We start from the raw sequence: 21,228 nt of genomic DNA, 5'->3' as shown, positions 1-21,228 counted from the left end.
ACTGGCGGAAACCTGGCTGCGGCATCGTGATCTGACCCACCTGCCAGACCTGTCATCCCTGCGTTTGCACCCGAATTGCTACTACCGGGCCGATGCCGACAGTCCGACCCAGACCTGGCCCGCGCTGATTGCCGCCGTGACCGACCTGGATGGCCGTGTTACCGGCATCCATCGCACCTGGCTGGCGCGGGATGGAAAGGGCAAGGCACCCGTCGCCATGCCCCGCCGGGCGATGGGCGACCTGCTTGGCAATGCCGTGCGCTTTGGCGCGGTGTCCGACGTTCAGGCGGTGGGCGAGGGGATCGAGACGGTGCTCTCGCTCCATGAGATCATGCCCGATCTGCCACTGGCCGCCTGCCTGTCCTCGGCGCATCTCGCCGCCATGACGTTTCCGTCCGCGCTGCGCCGCCTCTACGTGCTGCGCGATGACGACCCGGCCGGGGACCATGCGGTGACGGCCCTGCAGGCCCGGACGCAGGAAGCCGGGATCGAGTGCCTCGTGCTGTCACCGCGTCTGGCGGATTTCAACGATGATCTCCGCTATCTCGGGCGTGGGGCGATGCGGGCGATCCTGCATCCCCAGCTTGCCCCTCAGGACGTGGCGCGGTTTCTGCATCCGGTTACGCACTGAGGCGGGCCGGGAAGGAGGTGAGGGTCTCCTTCTTTCCCGTGTAGCACGGGGCTGTCCTGTTTCCGGATGGGGCGCGCCCGCGGCCTTTCAGGAAGGGGAGCGGGCGTCAGCCAGGCCGGGCCTTCAATGGCGGAGACGGCTATTTTCCGCCGCGCGTGCCGCGCTTTGCATCGCGAAGCAAAATAGCCGTCTCCCTGCCATCCTTCACTGCGTTCCGGCCGCGCGTTGCGCGGTTCCGGCCCGGCCTTCGTCTGCCGCTATCCGCCCCCGGAAAGGCCGCGAGGGGCGCGGCCAGAACCGGAGGACAGACCCATGACCCGCACACAGGACGATTTCGAACCCGTACACGCCACATCTTCCACCGCCCATGTGCTGGCCGAACTCCAGCTTTACGGCCATCGTCCCTTTGAAGACGAGCCGGACCCAAGGCCGCTGCCTGACGCCAGCCAGATCGAGGGTGCGGTGGCCGATATCTTCGATGCCCTGTCAGCTACACTGACCGAAACCCGGCTGGAACCCGATCTCGAACCGCTGCTCTGGTCCACGGTCAACGTCTTCCACCGCATGGTCGGGCAGGTGGAGCGGGATCTTGACCGCAATGAGCAGGCGCAGAAACGCAGCCAGCAGGAACAGGATGGCAGCGAGATACGCTCGGTGGAACTGGAGCGCCTCATTGCCGAGGGGCTGACCCTGCTGGAGCGACGCAATGCCTGTGAGATATTCCGCGACCTCGCCTGCGACCAGTTCGAACGCCTGACGATGTCACCCTGGCGGCCACGCTCCGGTTCGCTGGTCAGTCGCAGCACCCTGACGGCCTCCATGATCGACAGCCGTGATTTTCTCAACGCCCGCCGTAAAGCCGAAACGGAACTGCTCGTGCCCCGCGGACCAAAGGTCGCAGTGACTGGCGGGCTTGATTACGAGGACCATCTTCTGATCTGGAACCGTCTGGACAAGGTGCGCGAGAAGCATCCCGATATGGTGCTGCTGCACGGCGGCTCACCCAAGGGGGCGGAATTCATCGCCTCCCGCTGGGCCGATCACCGGCAGGTCGCCCAGATCGCCTTCAAGCCGGACTGGAACCGGCACGGCAAGGCCGCCCCGTTCCGGCGCAATGACGCCCTGCTGAAAGTCCTGCCCGTAGGCGTCATGGTGTTCCCCGGATCTGGCATTCAGGACAATCTGGCCGACAAGGCCAAGCAGATGGGCATCCCGGTCTGGAGGTTCCAGAAAGGGAGTGGCGCGTGAGCGCTATTCCCATGACTGTTTCATGAAAGCGGCCTGACATCTGCTGCCAGACGACTGATCCGCAATGACGTCGGGCTCCCCAGTTCCTGCGCACCTGATGGCGGGAAGCAAGTTCGCCCACCCCCCGGAAGGCCCCGCCCGGAGAACCGGCGGGACGGCAGGCAGCGAACGAGGGATCATCCAGCCCGCTTTGAAAGGATGCGCCTGTGCCGGGAGCGGGGGCCTGTAGCACCGCACGAGTAACCCTGCCCATGAGCGGGTGAAAAGGGGGCGTAATATCGGGGACGGCAAAAACGACCACCAGATGGGGCCAGTTTACAACAGTGGCAGCGTGACAGTCTCGCGCCAGATCGCATCGTCCCCCACCTGACGGACCAGTCATGCCGGCATCGTCTCTCCATGGGGCTGGCGGGTTCGCACACCATGGCCTCTGTCGGATGGCTGATCTAGCCGAAGACCGGCTGCGCCTCGATCGGCTGGCCGCAACGGCGTTCCAGAACTTTCTTCCCCTGACGGCTGCGCCGCCATTCCTCGCGAAACAAGAAAGTTCCGGCCCTGCCGTCCTCCGCTGCGCTGCGGCCCCTGCGGGGTGCTCTGCCGCTCGCCTCCGGCTGGTCGATCGCCATCGAGGCCACGGTGGTCGCGGCCCGATAACAGCATGGAGATACGACAATGGCTAACATCGGTTCCTTCAAGAAGGTGGGCGAAGGCTTCGAAGGCGAAATCGTCACCCTGGCCCTGCAGGCCCGCAACGTCCGGCTGGTGGCCGAAACCAACCGTCCCAACGACAACGCCCCCAACTACCGCGTCTATCTGGGCAGGATTGAACTCGGTGCGGCCTGGACCCGCCGCTCCAGCGAAGGGCGCACCTATCTGAGCCTGAAGCTGGATGATCCTTCCTTCGCCGCCCCGATCTTCGCCAACCTGTTCACCGACGAGGACGGCGAGGGTTACTCCCTGATCTGGACCCGGCCCCGCAGCCGGAACGGGGACTGAACCTCCCACACCCAACCCCGCCCGGTCTCTCCGGGCGGGGCCTTCTGGGTCTTTTTTCCGGGTGCTCTTCCGGGGCGCGGGCGACAGCGCTGGTCGCCCGACGTGAGACGCAGGAGGAACACGAGGCTTTCCCTCAGCCTTCCCATTGTACCATGCGCGAGGGCGCACCGCGTCAAGGACGCGTGGTCCCCCCAATTTTGCCCGGCGCACCCGTGCCGGGCACGCCGAGCAAAATCGGCTCCCCCACGCGCCGGCGAGCCGGTCGCCTGCGGCGATCCCTGACCCGGTCCGCCCCGGCATGAGCCGTCCGTCCTGTCTTCGAGAAACGAAAGGAACAGGACGATGACCACGCTACACGACCATATCCAGATGCTGCGCGCCGAACTGACCAGCTTTCATCTCAGCAAACGCGAGCGCCGACAGATCGAGCGCGAACTCAAAGAGGCGCTTGCACAACAGACCCGTATCGAATCACACAGGCCGCCACCGCCCCATTGAGGGCGGATACGGCAGGGTGAGGAAGCCTATTTCTGATCGTCCGTCGGGAAGTGACTTTCGTCCAGTAGCGCGGCCGGCCGCACGTCCAGTGCCTGCGACGCATGCCACAGCGAAAGCAGCGTCGCGTTCTGGCGCCCGGTCTCGATCCAACTGATATAGGCGCGGTCCACGCCCATCCGTTCCGCCAGGGCCTCCTGGCTGAGACCGGCGGCGCGCCGCAGGCGCCTCACGTTCGCGCCGAAAAGTCCTCGGATGTCCATCCGCAGGATAGGAACGATTTGTGTATTATCGCGCTACGTATTATAATACACGGACGTCAAACGCCTTCTCCCGTGATGCGCTATGGGCATCACGTGATGTCGCGGAAACCGAAGTTTCCGGCCCATCTGGCGTGAATTACCCCTCAATATCGAAACTACCCGGACCTTGCCGGATATGTTTGGGATCACCTCCCTGAGTCTTCGGGACTATCCGTTCCGGTTCCGCACCGGATACTGGGTCGAATCCATGACATATCGGGGGAGGGGGACGTGCCGACAATCCGGCCGTGGGATGCCGCACCCCTTCGTCGCGCCTACGCCGGGCTCGACTCTGCCGGTCTCGCCCAGGAATGGCTGCGACACAATCCGGCCTACCGGCGCGATCATGCAGCAACCATGACGATGGGCAAGGTTGACGCCGAGGCATGGCGCGCTTTTGCTCGTCGCTGGGGGTTGCGTTTTCCCTGTCGATCCTGATCTCCCCGCCTGGCTTGCCCCCGCATTCTGGGATCCGGACATCGCGCCGGAGGTTGCCGTGCGTGGCGATGGGGGTGACATCCTGTCCCGTCTCACGCCATACGAGCGGGCACGACATGATGGTCCCGATGGCATCCATCTCGTGCTGGACAGTGCGGCGGGTCCGCTGCGCCTTGTCATAGTCGTCGATCGGCAGCCCGATGCGTCAGGAACCTGGTTCGTCATCGATGACGGGCACCTCCCGACCCGTCTGGCCTGCGTTGCACGCTTCGGCCGCCTGCTTGCCAGCCAGGCGCCCGGTCCTCTTCCTTCCAGCTTGCGCCTGAGTCCCCAGCAGAAACTGCGCCAGATCCGCATGCTCTGCATCGCCGAAGGCCGGCGCACGGGGGTGACAGCGCGCCGGATCGCAGCCGGCATCTACGGCGAGCGCATCCTGCACCTGTCCCGCAATGAGTGGCGTGCCAGCTCATGGCACCGGGCTTTCTACCGCGACCTCGACGGTGCCGACTTCTATCTGAACGGCGGCCACATCGCCCTCCTTCAGGGGCTGAAGCAGGGGGGTGACAGTCTGGCGGCCTGAACTTTGTCATCCCTCCCCACAGCTCATTCTCCGGCAGCGTCCTCCCATGAGCCGCGACATTCCGCACGCGGCCCGATCCACCGGGAGGAAGACCCCATGCGTGTCCAGCCGACTCTGCCACCGCGCTATCTGCGCACCCCGGACGCGGCCAATTTCGTTGGCCTGTCCATCCGCACCCTCGAAAAACACCGGAGTTGCGGCACCGGTCCCCTCTACCGCCAGCTTGGCGGCCGGATCGTCTATGCCGTGGAAGATCTCTGCGCCTGGGCCGATCTAAACGTCCGGCTGTCCACCGGGGATGGTGGCGGCATTCCCATGCCGGCCGATCCCCGCGCCTATATCATCCGCTTGCAGGCCAGGGCTCGCAAGGCGCAGCGGAGTGCCGGACGATGATGCCAGCCGCCGATAGCTGGCGTCAGCCCGACCGCCGCTTCGTGGTCACGGGGGCGGCAAGGCCCCGCGACGTCCGCGATCTAATGGGCCGCCCGTTCTTCCCGTTGGGGAAAACGCCGCGTGTCATCCCCGTCGATTACGAGGCGCGGCATGCCAGTGTGACGGTGTCGGCACCGGACGGATCGGGCATGGCCACGATCTGGGATGCGGACGTGCTGCTGTGGCTGACCGGACAGATCGTCGATGCCCTGAACCACGACCTGTGGGTATCGCGCCATGTGCGCTTCACGCCCTGGCGTCTGTTCCAGGATCTGGGCTGGGCGACGGGGGCGAACGAGTATCGGCGCCTGCACGGCGCGCTCGGGCGTCTGGCGGCCACGACCGTCGCTACCAACATCCGCAATGGCGCGGACTGGCGGGAGAAGCCGTTTACCTGGATCAGTGACGTCCGGATTTCCCGTGAGGATGGGGTGGCCCTGACGCTGGCGGACTGGCTGATGGAGGCCGCCTGCGACCGTTCCCGCGTCCTGAGCGTCGACCCTGCCTATTTCCGTCTTGGCGGGGGATTGGAGCGGTGGCTTTACCGCCTGGCGCGACGCCATGCCGGGCGACAGAAGGAGGGATGGTGCTTCGATCTGGCGGACCTGCATGCGCGCTCGGGCAGCCTGACCCGGCGTCGCGACTTCGCCGCCAAAATCCGTGCCATAGCCCTCGCCCGCACGGTTCCAGGTTACACGTTTCGTGTCATTTCTGGCGGAAAACTGGGAGTTTTATGCGCCGCTCCAACGAGTCAATCCACTGGGACTGTGGATAACGATGTGAAACCTGTCGTCGGACCGGCGGCGCATCATATCGTGGGACCGTTGGCGGATTCATCGTCGGACCATTGGCGAAAAACGGCGCAACCCATTGGTTTTGAAGGCGGAATCGGCCTCTTAACTTATATAACTTATATAATAACTTATTATGTAGGGGATTCCGGCCTTTCGGACACCTTCCCGATAGCCCCGGTGAGACGGGAAAAAGAGGCTCGGGAAGCGGTCGCGGATCGCATGGTCGGTGTCCCATGACCGACTGTTCTTTCCGGCTACGGGGCGATGTGCTCACCACGGTCGAACTGACCTGGATCGAGAAGCGCATCGAGCACTGGGTCCGGTTCGGTCATCCCATAGAGGATCTCATTCTCGACCGTCGGCGCAGGCTGATGAGCTTCACGCCGGACAGCGTGTTCGCTTTCATCCGCTGGGCCGCGAACGATTTCGGCACTGTGGTGTCCTGCATCGACATCGTGCGCGCCGTCGGGGCGCAGGAAGCATGCCAGACCGTGCCCTTTGTTCGTCCCGGCGGCGAGAGCCTGCTGCGCCAGAGCGGCTGGCCAAAAGTGCGCCGGGTGCTGGAGGCTATCGACGGCGTGGAGGCGTTGGGGATCGATCCTGTCGCCGCCTGTCCCGATCACTGGCGGCATCTGCATCACCGGCTCACGGCGGCGCAGGAGCCGCGTCCCTACACGTCAGAGCGCCACGAGGCGTGGCTGCGCCGGAGGGCGGCGTCATGACCCGGCGCGGCTGGTTTTTTACCACGTATTTCGCCGTGCTCGGCGTCGGTGCCTCGCTGGCATTTCATCCCGCGCCACGCTGGGTCTGGAACGAAACGGCGAGTGTTCCGGTCGGGCTGTATCGCATTCAGCCCACGGTCCCGGTGCGCGTAGGTGACATCGTCGCCATCCGCCTGCCGGAGCGCGAGGCGACGCTGCTGGCGACACGCGGCTACCTGCCTTTCGGCGTGCCGCTGCTAAAGCCTGTGGCAGCACTGGCGGGGCAGAGTGTCTGCCGTAACGGCGCGCATGTCACCATCGACGGAAAGGCCGTCGGTGATGCGAAACCCATCGACCATCGGGGCCGGGTCCTGCCGGTCTGGCAGGGCTGTCAACGTCTCGGGCCGGGGCAGGTCTTCGTCATGAACGCTGCCGTGCCAACCAGTCTGGACGGGCGGTATTTCGGTGTCCTGCCGATGGACACCGTCATCGGACGCGCCGTGCCGGTGCATGTCAGGACGGGAGAGGCGGAGCCGCCGCCGCATTTCGATCCCCTCCCGGAACCGGATGATCCCGCGCGGAAGGGACTGCTTCTGGCTCCGCCCATGCTGCCCGCGAAAGAGAGCGAACCGCCCATCCAATGACGGTGACGTGGTCGTCGGATTTTCCGTCATTCCCACTCTGTCTGAAAGGATTTTTCCCATGAGCCAGATCGGATTTTTCACCCGCACCGCTGATGGTTTTGCCGGACGCGTGCGCACCCTATCGCTGGATGCTGAACTGACCTTCGTACCAGCGGAAAACAATGGCGCGGAGCATGCTCCGGATTATCGTATTCACCTGGGTGACGGGGATACTGGCCCCGAGCTGGGCGCGGGATGGAAACGCACCGGGGAACGTGCCGGCGAGTATGTTTCTGTGCTCCTGGACGATCCCACTTTCATGCAGCCGATCCGCGCCACACTGTTCCAGGCCGGACGTGGTGGCCGCGAGTGGCAACTGGTCTGGAACCGGCCTGCAAAACGCCCAGGAGGCCGGGAATGAGCGCCCGGTTTTTTATGTCCGCCGGCGTGCTGGCCGTGCTCGCGCTAACGCTCTCGCCGACCATCGCCCACGCGCAGGATTTCGACGATCTGGTGCGTCAGGCGGCGGAACGGAACGCGATCCCGCCAGCGTGGGTGCGGGCAGTCCTCCGTGCCGAAAGTGCTGGCGATCGGCACGCGGTCTCCGGCGCCGGTGCGATGGGTCTGATGCAGCTTATGCCCGGCACGTGGAGGGACGTCCGCCGCACGCTCAATCTGGGGGATGATCCCTTCGATCCACATGACAACATCGCGGCCGGGGCAGCCTATCTGCGATGGCTGCATGATCGCTACGGCGATGCAGGGTTTCTCGCCGCTTATAATGCCGGTCCCGGTCGCTATGACGATCATCTGGCGACTGGTCGGCCATTGCCTGCCGAGACGGTTTCCTATGTCGCATCTGTCGCCCGGCTGATCGATGACCCGTCGTTCAGCGCGCATTTCTCCATCCCGCTTTCCATTGCTCCGGCGGGTGGCTGGACTTCCGCGTCGCTCTTCATTTCCGGCAGCGAAAGTGCGCTTTCATCGTCATCTCAGGGCATTTTTTTAAGACGATCCGGGCAGACGATTTTTACTCCGTCCACGCTCTTCGCAGGTCATGTCCGTAGCGCGCCGGGAGTGGGTTTGGCGCAGGGGAAGTGAATCACGAAAACCCCGGAAAAGGACAGAAAAAGTGAGGGCTGGATAAAAGGCCGCACATCGCGGCTCGGTCGGGTTGGCTGTTTTCCGGGGTTTTTTAGGTCTCGTTGCGAGGTGCGTGGATTTTCCGCACCTCGCGTTGAGGTGTCATCTCTTTGATCCGACGCGATCTTTCGCGCGGTGTAGGGCATTTTTTATGAACAGGGATGAGGAATTCCGGGTTCGACCGGGGCGCATCCGCTCCACCCGCGCCCGGCAGGCGCGGCCTTTCGTGACGCAGGTGCTGGCGTCCGTGCAGCGGGCCGGTGGCAGGGTTTCCCGCGCGGGAAAAATCAGTGCCGGGCGTCGCTCCAGTTTCGGGCGCGGCAGGGCAGCCGCCCATGCCGCCAATCGCCTGCTGACCAGCCGCTCACGCGGCGTCGTCATCAAGGCCCGCGTCGTGAGGCATGCGCCGCGCGCCACACCGCTGGCAGCACACCTTCGCTATCTCCGCCGGGAGGGCGTGACGCGGGACGGCGAGGATGCGCGCCTGTTCGGCAAGGACAGCGACGATATCCGTGCCTCGGACTTCGCAGAACGCTGCGATGGGGACCGTCACCATTTCCGCTTTATCGTCTCTCCCGAGGATGCGCCGGAGATGTCGGACCTGCGGGCTTTCGCACGGGATCTGATGGGGCAGATAGAATCTGATCTCGGCACGAAACTCGACTGGGTCGCCGTCGATCACTGGAACACCGCGCACCCCCATTTGCACGTTATCGTCCGGGGCGTCGCGGAAGATGGCACCGACCTGGTGATCGCGCGCGATTATATCCGCGAAGGCATGCGTGCCCGTGCTCAGGATCTGGTGACGCTGGAACTCGGACCACGCACCGATCATGATATCCATCAGGCGGTCGAGCGGCAGGTGAACGCCGACCGCTGGACTCAATTGGACCGCCAGCTTCAGAGGGACGCGGGAGAGGATGGTGTCATCGATCTTGGGCGCGCGCCGGGCGAAACGCCGGACGCCTTCGCCACCGTGAAGCTGGGGCGCCTGCGCCGTCTGGAAACCATGGGGCTGGCGCACCAGGTCGGGCCGGATCGCTGGCGGATGGACGAGAGCGCGGAGGCGACCCTGCGGGAGATCAGCGAGCGCAACGACATCATCAAACGGATCCACCGGGGGCTGGCGGAGCAGAAGATCGACCGTGCCGCGTCATCCTGGGTAATGGCCGCCGAGGATACCACCGATCCCGTTATCGGTCGGCTGGTCGATCGTGGTCTGGATGATGAACTGCGCGGCACGGCTTATGCGGTCATCGACGGGATTGACGGACGCACGCACCATGTCCGCCTGCCGCACCTCGAAGCCGCTGGCGATGGATCGGTCGGTTCGATCGTGGAATTGCGGCGTTTCACCGACAAACAGGGACGTGACCGTGTCGCGCTGGCCGTGCGCTCGGACGTCACGCTGGAACGGCAGGTGACGGCGGAGGGCGCGACCTGGCTCGACCGGCAGGCCATCGCTCGGGAGCCTCCTGCTCTGGCGTCCACCGGGTTCGGCGCCGAGGCCAAAGAAGCCATGGAAAAGCGGGCGGATCATCTGGTGAAGCAGGGGCTGGCCAGCCGCGACGGCGGGAGCATCCGTTATGCGCGGAACCTGATCGGCACCCTGCGTCAGCGGGAACTGGACGCGCTGGGCCGGAACCTCGCCGGGAAGTCGGGAATCCCCTTCCGGCGGAGTGACGAGGGCAATCCCGTTGCCGGCACCTATCGTCAGCGTCTCAACCTGGCGTCGGGCCGGTTCGCCATGATCGACGACGGGCTGGGCTTCGAGCTGGTGCCGTGGTCGCCGTCGCTGGAAAAACAGCGAGGGCGGGAGGTGTCGGGAATCATGCGCGGCGATGGGGGGATTGACTGGTCGTTCGCGCGCAAGCGAGGACTCGGATTGTGATGGGCAAATCGGATGACTGATCTTCAGATTTGCTCAGCATGTTGGGGCAGGGCACGATGTTCCTGGCGTTCCCAGGTTTCGATCAGGAACAGTGCCAACGAACTCGCCGCATTGATGGCAAGCCGAGCAATCCGCGCGTCAATGCGCCGGAAACCTTTTTCGCGACCATGCGCATCTCCACCGTGCGTTCGTAATGCGCCAATGCCTTTGGCAACGGAGGTGAGACCACTGAGCGTCTGACGGATGTCCGCTTCTATTTCCGACGGGAGATCGGTACGACCAGGAGATAGGCCAAGGGGTATCTGCACAGCGCGGATCAGCCCATCAATATCCTTTTTGGGCGGCAGTGGCAGGGCAAGTTCCACGAGGATCGAACGGCACACCGCCTCAATCAGGGAACAGGCCGCTGTAACCGCATCTTCCGGATCGCTTTCCAGATTGGGGAGAGCCCGTGCGATTTCCATCTGGACCGTGTCGAAATCCAGCGTGGCCACTTTCTTGATAAATGGTTCGACAATTCCGCCGGCTCCCTGACGCTCTGTCAGAACAGCCTTCCCGCCGACGATAACGACGGCCAACTGGTCAGCTCCAAGAGCCTTGTTGAGATGCTCGCGTACAGCGGTCGCTCTGTCAGGATGCTCCAGATAGGTGCGGGGGTCACAGACCTGTTCGATAATCCGGGTGAGATAGACCTCAGCGTTACCATCAGGGTGGTTGGCGACCCTGCGGAGGAAGTCAGTTGTGGCCGGGACGCGCGAACTCGCGCCAATACGCATGTCGAGGCCACAGTTGAGAAAGAACTGCTCGATTTGGGGGCCTGAGCGATAGACCCCGATTGGGGGTGTATTATCGTTTCCAGCACCACTCGTGATTGTGTCGACCAAGGCTTTGATGACAAACGGAGAGAACTTGTGGGTCATGGCTTCATCGCGAGCAGGGTGAGAACGGTCTGCTTTCGGTCCATCCAGGCGGCGGCCACCTGACTGCGCCATGCGATCATGTCATGGATCCGTTGATAATCATCGGCGATATTGCGAGTGAAGATTGGTTCGTGATGCGCGATCCGGTTCCTCAGACGTCGAATGATCTGGAGGTCCGCATAGGCCGCTGCCCGCAATTGCGGTATCGTTTGTCCTGATGGGGCTCCGGGGAAACAGTTACGCAAATGTGTGTTCCAGATGCGACTGTCCTGACCAGCAGTGAAAATGTTCTCCCAGAATGCAAACTTTAATTCAGCTATGATCTTGCCGGTTGTGGGCAGCGTCGAGGCGCGAGACTGAAGATCGATCGCCGGGTTATATCGCGCCCGACCTTTCGGGCGAGGCAGGCTTCGGATGAAGCCATTGTTCCATGGCCAGTTGGCACCATGGACGTGCTCAATCGCTTCAGCGATGCCATTGCGGACAGCAACCTCGCAGACCTGAAGCGGGATGATCAGCGCCGATGAAACGTCGAGATTCCACTCATAAAGTGCGAGAGCCTTTTCCCGGTCGTTGCCCATGGCTTGCAGGTATGTTGCAAAGCGTGGTGCGGAAATGACGACGGGCAGATCCTGTATCTCGGCCGGGGAGAAAGGCAATGAGGAGTTCCTGTAGGCACGATATTGACGGTGGCATCAGAGCCACGATATAAGAACGCAGCGGCTTTGAGAACGCGGGCTTATGCCCCCCCTCATCGTCCAAGGATATATTAAGGCCCGCCGAAAGGCGGGCCTTTTTCTTTATATTGCCCGTCAAGCGCCTTGGCCAGAGTGACTATGGCGGGCAGTTCAAAGCGTTGGAAATTCATCGCTCAGGAAGCCGTGCCCTGTGTGCAATGCGTTCACCGCATCAATCACATGGTCGAGCTTCCGCTGTTCCTCCGTGCATTGCTGATCGACGGTATCGTCAGACGGGGGGAAGAGGGGCGATGATCCGGTCATGGCTCGACTCCTTCCGGGGTTATTCTGCGCATGATGTGCGGGTTTGGCTGTAGTCCGCAACGTGCAAGTATTTTTTCGCTCCTGTACGCACTGGTACGACAGGTGACACAGGACGCTTGCTTCTCGGAAAATCCCGGTTCTTCGCTGTCTCCCATGACAAGGGGAGGGATCGATGGACCAGCCGGGAACACGTATCCAGTGGGGACAGGCGCTCGTGGTCCTGTCCATGATCGTGCTGTCCTGGTGGACGGCCACTCAATGGACGGCCTGGGAACTGGCGTTCCAACCGGAACTCGGTCAACCGTGGTTCACGGTTCTGCATCGTTGGCCGGTCTACGCTCCGCCGCTTTTTTTCTGGTGGTGGTATGAGTTCGACGCCTACGTGCCGGCGGTCTTCGCGCGCGGCGCCTGGATCGCGGGTTCCGGCGGGGTGCTGGCTTTTGCAGCGGCCGTGGCGCTGTCCGTCCACCGCGCCCGTGAGGCAAAGCGGGCCGCGACCTATGGCTCCGCCCGCTGGGCCGAGGACGCGGAAATCCGCGCGGCCGGACTGCTGGGCGAGGATGGCGTGGTGCTGGGCAAATACCGCCGGGCCTATCTCCGACATGACGGTCCCGAGCACGTCCTGACCTTCGCGCCGACGCGCACCGGCAAGGGTGTGGGGATGGTGATCCCCACGCTCCTGACCTGGCCGGGTTCGGCCATCATCCATGACATCAAGGGCGAGAACTGGCAGATTACGGCCGGTTTCCGGAATCGCTTCGGGCGGGTGCTGCTGTTCGATCCCACCAATCCGGCGTCCTCGGCCTACAATCCGCTGCTGGAGGTCCGACGCGGGGCGTCGGAGGTCCGCGACGTGCAGAACATCGCCGACATTCTGGTCGATCCCGAAGGGTCGCTGGAACGGCGCAATCACTGGGAGAAAACCTCCCATGCCCTGCTGGTCGGTGCGATCCTGCATGTGCTCTATGCCGAGGACGACAAGACGCTCGCCGGGGTGGCGAAATTTCTCTCCGACCCCAAGCGGTCGATCGAGGCGACCCTGTCGGCCATGATGCGCACGAACCATCTGGACGGGAAGGGACCGCATCCCGTCGTGGCCTCGGCGGCGCGGGAGCTGCTCAACAAATCAGATAACGAGCGCTCCGGCGTGCTGTCCACCGCCATGTCGTTTCTCGGCCTCTACCGTGATCCGGTGGTGGCTACCGTGACCAGTCGCTGCGAATGGCGGATCGGTGACCTGCTGGAGGGCGAGCAGCCCGTCTCCCTGTATTTCGTCATCCCGCCTTCGGATATCAGCCGCACCAAACCGCTGATCCGCCTGATCCTCAACCAGATCGGGCGGAGACTGACGGAGGATCTGTCTGGCCGGGAGGGGCGGCGTCGCCTGCTGCTGATGCTCGACGAGTTTCCTGCTCTTGGCCGGCTGGATTTCTTCGAGAGCGCGCTGGCCTTTATGGCGGGCTACGGGATCAAGGCGTTCCTGATCGCGCAATCCCTTAACCAGATCGACAAGGCATACGGCCAGAACAACAGCATCCTGGACAATTGTCACGTCAGGGTCAGTTTCGCCACGAACGATGAACGCACCGCGAAGCGGGTGTCCGATGGGCTGGGTGTGGCCACCGAAATCCGGTCGCAGAAGAACTATGCCGGGCACCGGCTGTCGCCCTGGCTCGGGCATCTCATGGTATCACGGCAGGAGAGTGCGCGGCCCCTGATGACGGTGGGCGAAGTCATGCAGATCCCGGCACGGGAGGAAGTCGTCATGGTGGCGGGGTGTCCACCGATCCGCGCACGGAAAGCGCGGTATTTCCGGGATCGCCGCTTCGTCGAGCGCGTCCTGCCGCCGCCCGATCCCACGCAATTGCCCCGGCCTGTCCGGCCCGATGACTGGAGTGGTCGTCCGTCTCCTGTCACCCCGCCACCGGAGCAGGCGGGGGCGTCGGCGGCACCGGATAAACCCGGCGATGCCGATAGTGATGAATCCCTCGACACGGGACGGAAATGGTCGCGCGAGCATGACCCAGCGGATATCGGCAAGCACAGGAAGCCCACAGCGCCTGACCTCTTTGGCGAGGAACTGCCACCGGATCCGGAAGCGCGGGATCGTGCCGACCTGACGCGGATTGCCCGGCAGGCTGGTCTCGACCGTGGCAACGATCTCGGGCTGTGAGGGCGCAATGAGGACATCCCCGAAAAAGGCGCGGCTGTCGGTCTATCTGGAACCCAAGCTGCTGGACGCCCTGACAGCCCATGCGGCGCGGCGCGATCTGTCCCTCTCCTTGGTGGCGGAAGCGGCCATCGCATCCTTCCTATCGCCCGATGCTGATGAGCGGCGGGAAGCGGCGATGAGTCGCAGGCTGGACCGCCTCGACCGGCAGGTCGCCCGTATGGAGCGCGATCTCGGGATCAGCCTTGAGACGCTGGCGCTGTTCATCCGCTACTGGATGACGGTCAGTCCGCCCTTGCCGGAACCGGCTGCAGCGGCGGCGCGGGCGCAGGGGGCGGAACGCTACGAAGCGTTCGTGGCTGCCCTTGGCCGACGACTCAGCCGGGGGCCGTTCTTTCGGCATGAGATCCCGGAGGATGTACCTCCCACATCGGAATCATGATGTCCGCAGCCAGCAAGTAAAAACCGCATCCGTTACGATCCTGTACGATCGCAGGAAAATGCTGTTGAAAACGGGAGAAAACAACACTCTCTAATGATCCCCGTCGTCGTCCGGAAAGGCCGGATGACCCAAATGGACGGGGGGCTTCCATGGCGGTTACATCGATTGAGAGTGGCGCCCGACAACGTGGGATTTCCATGCTGCGCACGGCGATGGGACCAGCGATTGCGGGGCACCTTGCTGATCCGGCCGTGGTCGAGGTCATGCTCAATCCCGACGGGCGGCTCTGGATCGACCGCCTGTCCGAGGGGCTGTCCGACACGGGGGAAACCATCACACCTGCCGATGCCGAGCGCATCGTGCGTCTGGTCGCCCACCATGTCGGAGCCGAGGTGCATGACGGTGCGCCGCGTGTCTCGGCCGAACTCCCGACCGGTGAGCGGTTTGAGGGACTGCTGCCACCTGTGGTGACGGCTCCGTGCTTCGCGATCCGCAAGCCCGCCGTCGCGGTGTTCACCCTCGACGACTATGTCGAGGCCGGGATCATGACTGAGGGGCAAGCACATTTCCTGCGCCAGGCCGTTGCCGAGAGAAAGAACATCCTGGTCGCTGGCGGCACGTCCACCGGCAAGACCACGCTGGTCAACGCCCTGCTGGCCGAGGTTGCGAAAACCGACGACCGGGTCGTGCTGATCGAAGATACGCGCGAACTGCAATGTGCTGCGCCCAACCTTGTCTCGCTCCGTACGCGCGACGGCATCGTGACCCTGTCCGAACTGGTGCGCTCGGCCCTGCGCCTGCGGCCTGATCGTATCCCGATTGGTGAGGTGCGCGGTCCCGAGGCACTGGATCTGCTCAAGGCATGGGGCACAGGCCATCCCGGCGGCATCGGCACGCTGCATGCGGGCACCGCCATAGGTGCCCTGCACCGCATGGAGCAACTGATCCAGGAGATCGTCGTCACCGTGCCCCGCGCGCTGATTGCAGAGACGATCGACGTGATCGCCGTCCTGTCCGGACGGGGCGTGCAGCGCCGGTTGTCCGAACTCGCCACGGTGGATGGGCTTGATCCCGCCACAGGCGCCTATCGCATCCATCCCTTCCAGCATCCGGGAGAACCTCAATGACCCATGCCATAATCCGCGTGCGTCGACACGCGCCTGTCCTTTCCGCCATGCTGCTGTTGTCCGTGGTGTGGTGTTCCTCGGCCCTGGCGTCCGGGTCGGACATGCCGTGGGAGGAACCGCTCAACCAGATTCTGGAATCGGTGCAGGGACCGGTGGCGCGCATCGTGTCGGTGATCATCATCACCGTGACCGGCCTGACCCTGGCCTTTGGCGAAACATCCGGCGGCTTCCGTCGCCTGATCCAGATCGTCTTCGGCCTGTCCATCGCTTTTGCGGCCAGCTCGTTCTTTCTGTCGTTCTTCTCCTTCTCGGGTGGAGCACTGATCTGATGGCCGCCGGATATGACGATGACGCGGTGCCGGGTTTTCATGTCCCGGTGCATCGCTCCCTGACCGATCCGATCCTGCTGGGTGGCGCACCCCGTACGCTGGCGATCGCCAACGGTACGCTGGGGGCTGCGATCTCGCTGGGGCTGCGGCTCTGGCTGGTTGGAGCCGTGTTCTGGATCGTCGGGCACGGGCTCGCGGTCTGGGGTGCCAAACGCGATCCGCAGTTCGTCGAGGTGGGACGGCGACATCTCCGTTACCCCGCCTGGCTGCGGTCATAGGGAGGGCAGGGCGATGATGTCCCTTGGCGAATATCGCAACCGTGCTGCCCTCCTGTCGGATTTTCTCCCATGGGCCGCGCTCATGGAACAGGGTGTGGTCCTGAACAAGGACGGTTCATTCCAGCGCACGGCAAAAATTCGTGGTCCCGATCTGGACAGTGCCACACCAGCGGAACTGGTTGGAGTCACTGGCAGGCTGAACAATGCCCTGCGCCGTCTGGGCTCGGGCTGGGCGATGTTCGTCGAGGCGCAGCGCGTGCCCGCGACAGTATATCCCGACAGCGATTTCCCCGATGCGGCCAGCCAGATGGTCGATCTCGAACGTCATGAGCAGTTCGAGGATGAGGGCGTGCATTTCGAGAGCCAGTATTTCCTGACGCTGGTCTGGTTGCCGCCTGCGGAATCATCAGGCCGTGCCGAACGGTTTCTCTATGAGGGCCGGGAGCGGGAGGGACCGGATCCGCATGGCATGCTCCATACGTTCGTGGACCGCACGGATCGGATGCTTGCCCTGCTGGACGGGTTCATGCCTGAAGCGGCATGGCTCAATGACGGCGAAACGCTAACGTATCTCCATTCCACCATTTCGACACGGAACCAGCGCGTCAGGGTGCCGGAAATTCCCATGCATCTGGATGCGCTGCTGGTGGACCAGCCGCTGTCGGGTGGTCTGGAGCCGAAGCTCGGCGATGCTTATCTGAAAACCCTGACCATTACCGGTTTCCCGTCACGGACCTTCCCCGGAATCCTGGATGACCTGAACCGGCTGGCGATGCCGTATCGCTGGTCCACTCGTGCCATCCTGCTCGACAAGACCGACGCCACAAAGGTGCTGACGAAAATCCGTCGCCAGTGGTTCGCAAAGCGCAAGAGCATTACGGCGATTGTTCGGGAGGTGATGACCAACGAGGCGTCGGTTCTCGTGGATAACGACGCCGCCAACAAGGCGGCGGATGCGGACCTTGCCTTGCAGTCCCTCGGTGCTGATGACGTCGGGCAGGCCTACATCACCGCCACGGTAACAGTCTGGGATGGTTCCGCTTCCATCGCTACAGAAAAGCTCCGTTTGGTCGAAAAGATCATCCAGGGCCGCGATTTCACCTGCATGGCGGAAAGCCTCAATGCGGTGGAAGCGTGGCTGGGTTCTTTGCCCGGTCATGTCTACGCCAATGTGCGCCAGCCACCTGTCTCGACGTTGAATCTTGCGCATATGATCCCGCTTTCCGCCGTGTGGGCGGGACCGGAGCAGGATGGGCATTTCAAGGCGGCACCTCTGTTCTACGGCAAAACGGCCGGTGCCACACCGTTTCGTTTCAGCCTCCACGTTGGTGATGTGGGTCACACGCTGATTGCAGGCCCGACAGGGGCCGGAAAGTCGGTGCTGCTGGCGCTGATGGCGCTCCAGTTCCGCCGCTATACAGGATCGCAGGTGTTCGCTTTCGATTTCGGTGGTTCGATGCGGGCCGCGACGCTGGCGATGGGCGGGGACTGGCACGATCTCGGCGGTGGCCTGACGGATGATGACGGCCACCCCGCCGTTTCGCTCCAGCCGCTGGCAGGGATTGATGATCCCGATGAACGCAAATGGGCTACCGAATGGCTGGGGCAGATCCTTGTCGGCGAGGGGGTGACGCTGACGCCGGACGTCAAAGCCCATCTCTGGTCGGCCCTGAATTCCCTCGCGTCATCGCCCGACCATGAACGCACGATCTCCGGTCTGGTGGCACTCCTCCAGTCCAACGTCCTGAAGCAGGCCCTGGCGCCCTACTGCCTTGGTGGTCCCTATGGCCGCCTGCTCGATGCAGACGCCGAGCGGCTGGGTGAAGCCGACGTGGTGGTGTTCGAGACCGAAGGTCTGATCGGTTCTGGCGCAGCCTCTTCCGTGTTGTCCTACCTGTTCCATCGCATCGAAGGCCGTCTGGATGGTCGCCCAACGCTGCTGGTCATCGACGAGGGCTGGCTGGTGCTGGATGACGGGGATTTCGCCGGCCAGCTACGGGAGTGGCTGAAAACCCTGCGCAAGAAGAATGCGTCGGTGATTTTCGCGACCCAATCCCTGTCCGACATCGCCAACAGTCCGATCGCGCCAGCAGTGGTGGAAAGCTGCCCGACGCGGATCTTCCTGCCGAACGAGCGGGCGATCGAGCCGCAGATCGCCACGATCTATCGGGATTTCGGGCTGAACGAGCGGCAGATCGCCATCATCGCCCGTGCGGCCTCGAAGCGGGAGTATTACTGTCAGGCCCAGCGTGGCAACCGTCTGTTCGAACTGGGGCTCGGGCCGGTAGCACTCGCCCTGTGCGCGGCATCCGGCAAGGACGACCACAAGCTGATCGACGCGGTGCTGGCGGAGCATGGACGGAATGGTTTTCTCCCCGCGTGGTTCGAGGCGCGTGGCGTCATGTGGGCGGCAGATCTGTTGCGCGATGATCGTGGACCAGAGGGCGTGCCATGATTGAAAAATCTTTCCGGCTTTGGGCTGAATTTTTCGGTCGTGCGAGCGAAAAACATTTCCGACGAGGTGTCCTTTTTACCTCTGCAATGCTGGCGGTTGGCGGGACATTCTCTCCCTTGCATCCGGCCCATGCCCAGTGGGCGGTGTATGACGGTGCAAACCACGTCGAGAACGTGCTGATCGCGGCCCGGACCCTCCAGCAGATCGACAACCAGATCACGTCCCTCGCCAATCAGGCGCAGATGCTGGTCAACCAGGGGCGCAATCTCGCGAGCCTGCCACTTTCGACATTGTCGACCCTGCAATCAACGATTTCGCAGACGACGGCACTGCTCGCGCAGGCGCAGAACATCGCCTACAGCGTGCAGTCGGTCGAGCAGCAGTATCAGCAGGCGTACACGTCCGTCTCGGCCGGCATGTCTGACGGCGCCCTGTTCAGCCAGGCACAGACGCGGTGGCAGAATTCCGTCGGCGGGTTTGAGGACGCCCTGAAATTGCAGGCGCGGGTGGTAGGAAACATCCCGAGCGATAGTTCGGCCATGACGCAACTGGTTTCCGCCAGCCAGACTTCCACCGGGGCGTTACAGGCCGCGCAGGCGGGCAATCAGCTTCTGGCCCTGCAATCCCGGCAACTGTCCGACATCCAGGCGGAACTGGCCGCGAACGGGCGTGCCATGGCCCTGCAACAGTCGCGCGATGCCGCGACAGAAGCAGAAAGTGACGCGCAGTATCAGCATTTCTCGCAGCATGACGCCTACGTGCCGGGCACGGTGTCCATGTTCGGCGGCAGTGGGAACTGACGGTCATGGCCACGAACGATGTCGGTGTTATCGACACTTTCCTCAATACCTTCACGACCACGATCGACAGTGGCTTCGGCCTTCTGAAAGGAAATGTCATCTCACTGGCGGGGTCATTATCCGTGCTGGACGTCGCCCTTGCCGGACTGTTCTGGGCCTGGGCGGCTGATGAGGACATCATCCAGCGTCTGGTGAAGAAGACGCTGTATATCGGGTTCTTCGCGTTCCTGATCAACAATTTCGACCATCTTGCGAAGGTGGTGTTCGACAGTTTCGCCGCCATGGGTCTCAGGGCCGGTGGCGGAAGTCTGCCACTTTCGGATTTCCTCCATCCCGGCCGACTGGCCGCGACGGGGTTCGATGCGGCCCAGCCGCTGCTGGAGTCCGTTCATAATCTTCTCGGCCCTGTCGCATTTTTCAAAAACTTCATCCAGATTTTTGTGCTGTGCCTGTCCTGGTTGATCGTGCTGGCAGCGTTCTTCATCCTGGCCGTGCAGCTTTTCGTGGCCCTGATCGAGTTCAAGTTGACCAGCCTCGCTGGTTTCGTGCTGATCCCGTTCGCCCTGTTCAACCGGACGGCGTTTCTGGCCGAGAAGGTGCTGGGCAATGTTGTGTCGTCGGGCGTGAAGGTGATGGTGCTGGCGGTGATCTCCGCCATCGCGTCCGTCCTGTTCCGGCAGTTCAACACCTCCTATGGCGACGCGGTTCCCACGATTGGCCAGGCGGTCTCGGTCGTGCTGGCGTCGGTGTCGATCGTCGGTCTGTCCATCTATGGCGGCAGCATCGCCAACGGGCTGATCTCCGGTGCCCCCCAGCTTGGGGCTGGCGCGGCCGTAGGGACCGGCATGGCCGTCGGTGCCATGGGCGCTGCGGCTGTTGCGGGTGTCGGGGCTGTCGCATCCGGTGGCGCCGCAGCCCTCGGCGCCACGGCTGCCGCCGCACGGGGAGGGGCCGCGATCGCCGGGGCCGCCACGTCCGCCTATTCGGCGGGAGCCGCAGGCGCGTCTGGCGGCGCGGGCAGCATGGCCGCCGGGATCGGAGGCATGGGCCGGGCCGTCGGCGGGAACGTCGCGAATGCCGTCAAAGGGGCGGCATCACGTGCCGGTTCATCCCTCAAAGAAAGCTACGCCGCCGGTGGACGCTGGGCCGCGCGCGGGATGGGCGGTGGAGAGGGTGACGAAACCGGTGGCAGCGGGCCGTCTCCATCGGGTGGGGGTGGTCCAGCTGGTGGCGGCGGCCCCTCGGGAGGTGGCCCTGCCGGTGATGGTCCATCTGGTGGAGATGGTGGCGGTTCTGGTGAACCGCCCCGCTGGGCTCAGAAGATGAAGCGTCGCAATGCCGCAACCCATGCCGCCGAGGCCGCCCACATCATCCGCTCGGCCGACGGCGGCAGTGGCTCGGCGTCCATTGATCTCTCGGAAAAGGAATGAGG

At 63.6% G+C, this 21,228-nt stretch carries 26 protein-coding genes; 21 read left to right on the top strand and 5 right to left on the bottom strand.

Annotation, left to right across the window (positions count from 1 at the left end; genetic code table 11):
• Both HNH97_RS07485 and HNH97_RS07480 read left to right on the top strand, forming a co-directional pair.
• Positions 1 to 631, top strand: a 631-nt coding sequence (locus HNH97_RS07485) for a DUF7146 domain-containing protein (protein WP_171790467.1), incomplete at its 5' end; no start/stop codon positions are given.
• A 312-nt stretch (positions 632 to 943) separates the two neighbouring features.
• Positions 944 to 1,879: a DUF2493 domain-containing protein gene (locus HNH97_RS07480; protein WP_007396853.1), complete on the top strand. Its 936-nt coding sequence runs from the start codon at positions 944 to 946 to the stop codon at positions 1,877 to 1,879.
• A 446-nt stretch (positions 1,880 to 2,325) separates the two neighbouring features.
• On the opposite strand, the gene HNH97_RS07475 is transcribed toward HNH97_RS07480, so the two are convergent.
• A complete protein-coding gene (locus tag HNH97_RS07475; protein WP_171790466.1) occupies positions 2,326 to 2,562 on the bottom strand; it encodes a hypothetical protein in 237 nt (78 codons plus the stop codon).
• Here HNH97_RS07475 and HNH97_RS07470 point away from each other — a divergent pair.
• Together HNH97_RS07470 and HNH97_RS07465 are read left to right on the top strand one after the other, a co-directional pair.
• Positions 2,552 to 2,875, top strand: coding sequence for a DUF736 domain-containing protein (locus tag HNH97_RS07470; RefSeq protein WP_007396851.1), 324 nt, complete (start codon positions 2,552 to 2,554; stop codon positions 2,873 to 2,875). The two genes, HNH97_RS07475 and HNH97_RS07470, sit on opposite strands and share 11 nt — an antisense overlap.
• A 342-nt stretch (positions 2,876 to 3,217) precedes the next feature.
• On the top strand, positions 3,218 to 3,373 hold the full coding sequence (locus tag HNH97_RS07465; protein ID WP_007396849.1) for a hypothetical protein: 156 nt from the start codon (positions 3,218 to 3,220) through the stop codon (positions 3,371 to 3,373).
• Between the two features lie 26 nt (positions 3,374 to 3,399).
• On the opposite strand, the gene HNH97_RS07460 is transcribed toward HNH97_RS07465, so the two are convergent.
• Entirely contained in the window at positions 3,400 to 3,633 is a 234-nt protein-coding gene (locus HNH97_RS07460) for a helix-turn-helix domain-containing protein (RefSeq protein ID WP_015074649.1), read from the bottom strand.
• A 270-nt stretch (positions 3,634 to 3,903) separates the two neighbouring features.
• Here HNH97_RS07460 and HNH97_RS17905 point away from each other — a divergent pair, with 270 nt between their 5' ends.
• From HNH97_RS17905 to HNH97_RS07420, 9 genes are all read left to right on the top strand, one after another.
• Positions 3,904 to 4,110 carry a transcriptional regulator domain-containing protein gene (locus HNH97_RS17905; protein ID WP_007396847.1) on the top strand — a complete coding sequence of 69 codons (207 nt, stop codon included), beginning with the start codon at positions 3,904 to 3,906 and terminating at the stop codon, positions 4,108 to 4,110.
• Positions 4,111 to 4,168: 58 nt separating this feature from the next.
• Positions 4,169 to 4,690 (top strand): DNA -binding domain-containing protein, encoded by a 522-nt coding sequence (locus HNH97_RS07455; RefSeq protein ID WP_240906421.1) that lies wholly within the window; start codon positions 4,169 to 4,171, stop codon positions 4,688 to 4,690.
• Positions 4,691 to 4,786: 96 nt separating this feature from the next.
• Complete coding sequence (locus tag HNH97_RS07450) at positions 4,787 to 5,083, top strand: helix-turn-helix transcriptional regulator (protein WP_007396844.1); 297 nt, start codon at positions 4,787 to 4,789, stop codon at positions 5,081 to 5,083.
• A complete protein-coding gene (locus HNH97_RS07445; protein ID WP_007396843.1) occupies positions 5,080 to 6,153 on the top strand; it encodes a replication initiator protein A in 1,074 nt (357 codons plus the stop codon). Before HNH97_RS07450 ends, HNH97_RS07445 begins: the two co-directional genes overlap by 4 nt.
• Positions 6,150 to 6,638, top strand: a complete 489-nt coding sequence (locus tag HNH97_RS07440; RefSeq protein ID WP_025811800.1) for a DUF2840 domain-containing protein — start codon at positions 6,150 to 6,152, stop codon at positions 6,636 to 6,638. The genes HNH97_RS07445 and HNH97_RS07440 overlap by 4 nt, the downstream gene beginning before the upstream one ends.
• On the top strand, positions 6,635 to 7,261 hold the full coding sequence (locus HNH97_RS07435) for a S26 family signal peptidase (RefSeq protein WP_039998471.1): 627 nt from the start codon (positions 6,635 to 6,637) through the stop codon (positions 7,259 to 7,261). Before HNH97_RS07440 ends, HNH97_RS07435 begins: the two co-directional genes overlap by 4 nt.
• Positions 7,262 to 7,319: 58 nt before the next feature.
• Positions 7,320 to 7,661 (top strand): DUF736 domain-containing protein, encoded by a 342-nt coding sequence (locus HNH97_RS07430; RefSeq protein WP_007396840.1) that lies wholly within the window; start codon positions 7,320 to 7,322, stop codon positions 7,659 to 7,661.
• The gene (locus HNH97_RS07425; RefSeq protein WP_025811796.1) at positions 7,658 to 8,341 is read left to right on the top strand and encodes a lytic transglycosylase domain-containing protein; all 684 of its coding nucleotides are present in this window, start codon (positions 7,658 to 7,660) and stop codon (positions 8,339 to 8,341) included. Before HNH97_RS07430 ends, HNH97_RS07425 begins: the two co-directional genes overlap by 4 nt.
• Positions 8,342 to 8,534: 193 nt before the next feature.
• Complete coding sequence (locus HNH97_RS07420; RefSeq protein ID WP_039998463.1) at positions 8,535 to 10,274, top strand: relaxase/mobilization nuclease domain-containing protein; 1,740 nt, start codon at positions 8,535 to 8,537, stop codon at positions 10,272 to 10,274.
• Between the two features lie 23 nt (positions 10,275 to 10,297).
• On the opposite strand, the gene HNH97_RS07415 is transcribed toward HNH97_RS07420, so the two are convergent.
• From HNH97_RS07415 to HNH97_RS07405, 3 genes are all read right to left on the bottom strand, one after another.
• Positions 10,298 to 11,194 (bottom strand): abortive infection family protein, encoded by an 897-nt coding sequence (locus tag HNH97_RS07415; RefSeq protein WP_007396837.1) that lies wholly within the window; start codon positions 11,192 to 11,194, stop codon positions 10,298 to 10,300.
• The gene (locus HNH97_RS17900; RefSeq protein ID WP_007396836.1) at positions 11,191 to 11,853 is read right to left on the bottom strand and encodes a hypothetical protein; all 663 of its coding nucleotides are present in this window, start codon (positions 11,851 to 11,853) and stop codon (positions 11,191 to 11,193) included. The genes HNH97_RS07415 and HNH97_RS17900 overlap by 4 nt, the downstream gene beginning before the upstream one ends.
• Positions 11,854 to 12,042: 189 nt before the next feature.
• Positions 12,043 to 12,195 carry a hypothetical protein gene (locus tag HNH97_RS07405; protein WP_007396835.1) on the bottom strand — a complete coding sequence of 51 codons (153 nt, stop codon included), beginning with the start codon at positions 12,193 to 12,195 and terminating at the stop codon, positions 12,043 to 12,045.
• 172 nt (positions 12,196 to 12,367) lie between these two features.
• Between HNH97_RS07405 and HNH97_RS07400 the strand changes: the two genes are divergently transcribed.
• The 8 genes from HNH97_RS07400 to trbL all read left to right on the top strand — a co-directional run bounded on the left by HNH97_RS07400 (position 12,368) and on the right by trbL (position 21,226).
• Complete coding sequence (locus HNH97_RS07400; RefSeq protein ID WP_039998462.1) at positions 12,368 to 14,368, top strand: conjugal transfer protein TraG; 2,001 nt, start codon at positions 12,368 to 12,370, stop codon at positions 14,366 to 14,368.
• Between the two features lie 7 nt (positions 14,369 to 14,375).
• Positions 14,376 to 14,807: a ribbon-helix-helix protein, CopG family gene (locus HNH97_RS07395; protein WP_007396833.1), complete on the top strand. Its 432-nt coding sequence runs from the start codon at positions 14,376 to 14,378 to the stop codon at positions 14,805 to 14,807.
• Positions 14,808 to 14,956: 149 nt separating this feature from the next.
• The gene (gene trbB / locus HNH97_RS07390; protein WP_007396831.1) at positions 14,957 to 15,934 is read left to right on the top strand and encodes a P-type conjugative transfer ATPase TrbB; all 978 of its coding nucleotides are present in this window, start codon (positions 14,957 to 14,959) and stop codon (positions 15,932 to 15,934) included.
• Positions 15,931 to 16,263, top strand: coding sequence for a TrbC/VirB2 family protein (locus tag HNH97_RS07385; RefSeq protein ID WP_039998461.1), 333 nt, complete (start codon positions 15,931 to 15,933; stop codon positions 16,261 to 16,263). The genes trbB and HNH97_RS07385 overlap by 4 nt, the downstream gene beginning before the upstream one ends.
• Positions 16,263 to 16,541, top strand: coding sequence for a VirB3 family type IV secretion system protein (locus HNH97_RS07380; protein WP_007396829.1), 279 nt, complete (start codon positions 16,263 to 16,265; stop codon positions 16,539 to 16,541). Before HNH97_RS07385 ends, HNH97_RS07380 begins: the two co-directional genes overlap by 1 nt.
• 13 nt (positions 16,542 to 16,554) lie before the next feature.
• Positions 16,555 to 18,996: a conjugal transfer protein TrbE gene (gene trbE / locus HNH97_RS07375; RefSeq protein WP_007396828.1), complete on the top strand. Its 2,442-nt coding sequence runs from the start codon at positions 16,555 to 16,557 to the stop codon at positions 18,994 to 18,996.
• Positions 18,993 to 19,796, top strand: coding sequence for a P-type conjugative transfer protein TrbJ (trbJ, locus tag HNH97_RS07370; RefSeq protein WP_039998460.1), 804 nt, complete (start codon positions 18,993 to 18,995; stop codon positions 19,794 to 19,796). Before trbE ends, trbJ begins: the two co-directional genes overlap by 4 nt.
• A 5-nt stretch (positions 19,797 to 19,801) precedes the next feature.
• Positions 19,802 to 21,226 (top strand): P-type conjugative transfer protein TrbL, encoded by a 1,425-nt coding sequence (gene trbL / locus HNH97_RS07365; RefSeq protein WP_007396826.1) that lies wholly within the window; start codon positions 19,802 to 19,804, stop codon positions 21,224 to 21,226.
• Positions 21,227 to 21,228 lie beyond the last annotated feature (2 nt).

This window comes from Gluconacetobacter entanii, from assembly GCF_013155425.1.
Classification (GTDB): domain Bacteria; phylum Pseudomonadota; class Alphaproteobacteria; order Acetobacterales; family Acetobacteraceae; genus Novacetimonas; species Novacetimonas entanii.
Note: the sequence above shows the minus strand (reverse complement) of the source record. Positions and strands in the feature narration are given on the sequence as shown.